We start from the raw sequence: 1,654 nt of genomic DNA, 5'->3' as shown, positions 1-1,654 counted from the left end.
CGCGGCGTGTCATGCGGCTGCGCCACCAGCCCCACCCGCTGCAGCGCGGCGCGCAGCTGCCGCGCCTGCCGCTGCCACGGATCCTGCCGGTGCCGGTCCCACCAGGCCCAGCCGGCGCCCAGCAGCGCCAGCGTGCTCAGCGTGCCGATCAGCAGCAACGCCAGGTCCTCCCAGCTCGGCGAGTTGAAGCCCAGGTTCTTCAGCAGGTCCAGCTGCTGGCCGCGCGAGTAGTTCAGCACCCACTGGTTCCAGCGGTTGTTGACGGATTCCCACGCGTCGCGCAGCTGCGCCAGCAGCTGCGGGCTCATCGAGCCGAGCGCACCCGCCACCAGCCCCGGTTGCGGCGCGAGCCGCGTGCTGCGCGAGATGCGATCGGGCGCCACCGCGGCCGTCGGATCGGCGCGCACCCAGCCGATGCCTTCCTGCCAGTACTCGGCCCAGGCATGCGCCGAGCTCTGGCGCACGACGTAGTAGCCGTCGAGCGGCACCGGGTCGGTGCCCTGGTAGCCGGTGACGACCCGCGCCGGCACGTCCATCGCCCGCATCACGACGACGAAGGCGGCCGCGAAGTGCTCGCAGAAGCCCAGCTTGCGATCGAGCCAGAACTCGTCGACCGTGGCGCGCGAGTTCGTCTCGCCGTACACGCCCGGCGCCAGCGTGTAGCTGAAACCGTCGCCGGCGATGTGCTGCAGCACCGCGCGGGCGAGCGCGCCCGAATCGGCGCGAGCCAGATCGGGCCGGTTCATCAATTGATGGGCCCAGGCGATCGTGCGCGGGTTGTAGCCGGTGGGCAGCTGCACGAACTCGCGCAACTCGTCGCCGCGCTTCAGCGGGCCGTGCTGGAAGCGCGTGTGGGCGACGGCCGCGAAGCGCAGCCGCTCGGTGACCGCCCGCTGCGTGCGCCATGACAGGTCGTCGCGGCGCGACACCGGCAGGTTCTCGATCGGCTCGACCTCGGTCGTCGCCTCCAGCAGCGGCAGCAGCGGCAGCCGCAGCGGCTCGAGCGTGAGCTCGTAGCGGTACGCCGGCCCGTCGGTGCGCAACGCGCCGGGCAGCGGCGGCGCGAACTCGGAGCGGAACAGCGGCCGCCATTCCTCGCCGTCGTAGCGCCCGAGCACCGGGCCGCGGAAGTACATCGATTCGGGCGGCGGCACCGGCCCGAGGAAGCGGATGCGCATCGCGACGCTGTCGTCCTGCGCGACCTCGGCCACCGAGCCCATGCGCATGCTGTTGGACAGGCCGGTCTTCGACAGGCCGTCCTGCGGCACGCCCCACAGCGGCCCCAGCCGCGGGAACATCACGAACAGYAGCACCATCACCGGCGCGCCCAGTGCCGCGCTGCGCAGCGCGAGCCGCGCCGCCTTGCGCAGCTGCGGCTGCCCGACCGGCATGTGCGCGAGCACCAGCGCGGTGAGCAGGCCCCACACCGACAGCAGCATCGCGGCCGCGACCGGCAGCGATTGCGAGTACAGGAAGTGCGTCAGCACCAGGAAGAAACCGAGGAAGAACACGACGAAGGCATCGCGCCGGGCCCGCAGCTCGAGCGTCTTCATCGCCATCAGCACCACCGCGAGCGTGATGCCCGGCTCCTTGCCGAGCAGCGTGCGGAACGAGAACAGCGTCAGCCCGACCGCGAGCGCCAGCAGCCCGGCGC

Annotated in this window: 1 protein-coding gene; it reads right to left on the bottom strand. The window is 72.3% G+C overall.

What is annotated here, in order from left to right; genetic code table 11:
• Positions 1–1,654 (bottom strand): transglutaminase TgpA family protein (locus tag AC1DXV_RS34390; protein ID WP_477938017.1); only part of this gene is annotated, 1,654 nt, incomplete at both ends.

This window comes from Rhizobacter sp. P3_C12 (assembly GCF_056402735.1).
The sequence above is the reverse complement of the archived record's forward strand: the minus strand, read 5'-3'. Positions and strand labels throughout refer to the sequence as shown.